This window comes from Sphingobium sp. PNB (genome assembly GCF_019873065.1).
Taxonomy (GTDB): Bacteria; Pseudomonadota; Alphaproteobacteria; order Sphingomonadales; family Sphingomonadaceae; genus Sphingobium; species Sphingobium fuliginis.
Map to the genome: position 1 here is coordinate 1 of NZ_JAINEZ010000190.1, position 2,570 is coordinate 2,570.

General features: G+C 58.7%; 1 protein-coding gene. It reads right to left on the bottom strand.

All coding sequences use genetic code 11. The annotated features are described in order from the left end of the window. Positions 1 to 29 precede the first annotated feature (29 nt). On the bottom strand, positions 30 to 1,952 hold the full coding sequence (locus K7W03_RS27160; protein ID WP_024018999.1) for a reverse transcriptase domain-containing protein: 1,923 nt from the start codon (positions 1,950 to 1,952) through the stop codon (positions 30 to 32). Positions 1,953 to 2,570 lie beyond the last annotated feature (618 nt).

Genomic DNA, 2,570 nt, shown 5'->3' on the forward strand with positions numbered 1-2,570 from the left:
TTCGCTCAGTCGGGTAGGATTGGTGCTGCTCATGGAGTCAGCCCTGATCCCCCCGCCGAACCGCACGTGCAGCTTTCACCGCATGCGGCTCTCCACTGTGACGAACCATCACTTTGCCGTAGATCGGGCAGGCGGCCTCTGTGAGTATCCCAGTGGCATTGCTCGCACAGGACCACCGTCCTGCGGGCGCGTGCCACCTTCATTCTCACGACAAAACCGCGGTGCGAAACATCGGCCATCCCCCGGATATGGTGCACCTGACACGGAACATCGGATCGACCGCAAGCCTCGCATTGCTTGGCATTCTGACGATCAACCCAGTCCGTACGTGAGTGGGTGAACACCTGCGTCCAAGGCTGGATATCAATCCTGGACGAGGTGGCCGGATCACGTTTCAGATGAGCCAGTTTCCAGACTTTGACCGATCGGGGCTGGCCATCGACGTCGTAGCCGATGGTGAATTCCTGCCCCGTCCTCATGCGGGCCACGACCGCTCGCACATTGGTTTTGTGCTTGCTGGCCAAGGTCTTGAACAAGCTCCACCGCTGGAGAAACTCAAGCCTGTTCAGCTTGAAGCTCACATCCTTGGCGAGAGCATAGTAGTTCGCAAAACCCCGCAATTCGGCGTTGTAAGCTAGGACGATCTCAACGTCGCTGCAGCTGAGCAGCAGGCTACGATGACGCGGCTTCAACACCGACAGATCACCATAACCTTTTGCAGAAGCGAACGCGTGGACCTTCTCCCAAGGGACATGCAGCTGCATCACTTCCGACGGCGGCCTACGAAGGAAGCTGACGGAACCTTGTCGGCTCCGGACAACCCGTTGGCGTGTCGTATATGTGCGGACCTCATATCCAAGGAAGGCGGCTCCATCGCTCGCCTTGCGGATACCGCTTTTCTCCTCGGACACCGTGAGCGCCAGCGCCTCGGTCAGGAATGCCCTGACTTCGGCGAACACGCTTCGTGCATCCTCCTTGCTACCGATAACCCCAATCATGAAGTCGTCCGCGTAGCGACAGTAACGAAGTCGGCGATAACCGGGGTCCATCGCGTCTCTCGACGGGATGGACCGCTTTTGCGGCAGTAAGGTTTGGATTTTGGCCAAGGAGGCCGCAACCTTCACCTCGTCGACATTGTCTTTGGCCCGCAGCATGGTGACGCGCTTCCGTTGTTTCTGGATGCGCCCAGCCAGTCGCCCATATTCCGGGTTCGTGGCACGGACCTTCCCCCTCTCGAAAGCCGCGATCCGTTCCGCCATGAACATATCGAGTTCATGGAGGTAGATGTTGGCCAAGATTGGAGAGACGATACCGCCCTGCGGAGTGCCGCTGTAGGTCCGGGTGTGAACCCGGTCTTCCATAACACCCGCCTTAAGCATGCTGCCGATCAAGCCGATGAATTTCTCGTCATCGATCCTTTTCCGCAACAGCCGCAGGAGGATGTCGTGGTCGATGTTCTCGAAGAACCCCGCGACATCCACATCTACGAGCCATTTCACCCCCGTCCATACGGCTTTGACGTGTTCAAGCGCCGTATGACACGACCGGCCCGGCCGGAATCCATGGGAGGCGTTCGAGAACACCGGTTCATAGATCCGTTCGAGCAGTTGCCGCGCCACTTCCTGAACGAGGCGGTCGTCGCGCGTGGGAATGCCCAGCGGACGCCGTTTGCCCTTGCCTTTCGGGATAAACACCCGACGCACTGGTTTGGGATCATAGGTCCCTGCCGTCACGCTGGCGATAATCGGGTCGAGGTCTTCCGGTCCGAAGTCCGCGAAGGTCTCGCCGTCAATACCCGGCGTCATCGCACCCTTGTTGGATCCGATCTTCTGGAGCCCCTCCTCCCAAAGGAGGCGAGACCCCATCAGACGATAGAGTCCATTCACCCTTTTGCCCGACGCAACGAGCGCCGGAATGGCCTCCAACCGGCCTTTCACAGTTTCTGGCAGCATCAGCACACCCCATGATCGGTGGTTGAAGAATCACAGCTGCCGCCCTTCCCCCGGTCTTCCCCGCTTTCGGCCCGATCGCTCGAGACCTTATACAGTTGCACCGCCGCCTCCGAAGAGGTCGATGTCCCGGGCATTACCCCGGGCATTTGAGTAATATGGCGGCTCCGTACCCATGCAGGCCGGCAGAAGCCGCCTGTTTAGGGCATCCCGTAGTTACGCTGAATGGAGATGCGGCGCGGTTAGGTGTCCCGTTCGTCCACTAAACCCCTCGACGAGAGGCGCACCGGATGGGCTGAGAAACAGGCGGCCAAGACATGAGACCGCTGTCATCATCCGGACCTGGCGTGACAGTCGCTTTCGCCAGTATCGCTATATAGATTGCTGCAGACTGGGATTTAAGCAGTGTAGCCTTCACCATACGCACCTTGCCCTGACCGTCATCGCCTCCATTTGCGACTAAGACGCATCTGGCCTTTTCCGAACATGCTATTGTTCCCCGTCCCTTTCGGGATTTCAGACCTTGTGAGGCCCGAGGTTAGTCCGGCGAGCAGAGGCATTCTCAACTTACCTCATCATCACTGATACTCCATTTCAGCGCCGCAACGGCGCACTATCCTT

Coding starts and splice junctions, on each gene's coding strand:
- K7W03_RS27160 (WP_024018999.1), bottom strand. CDS start 1,952: ATGCTGCCAGAAACTGTGAAAGGCCGGTTGGAGGCCATTCCGGCGCTC.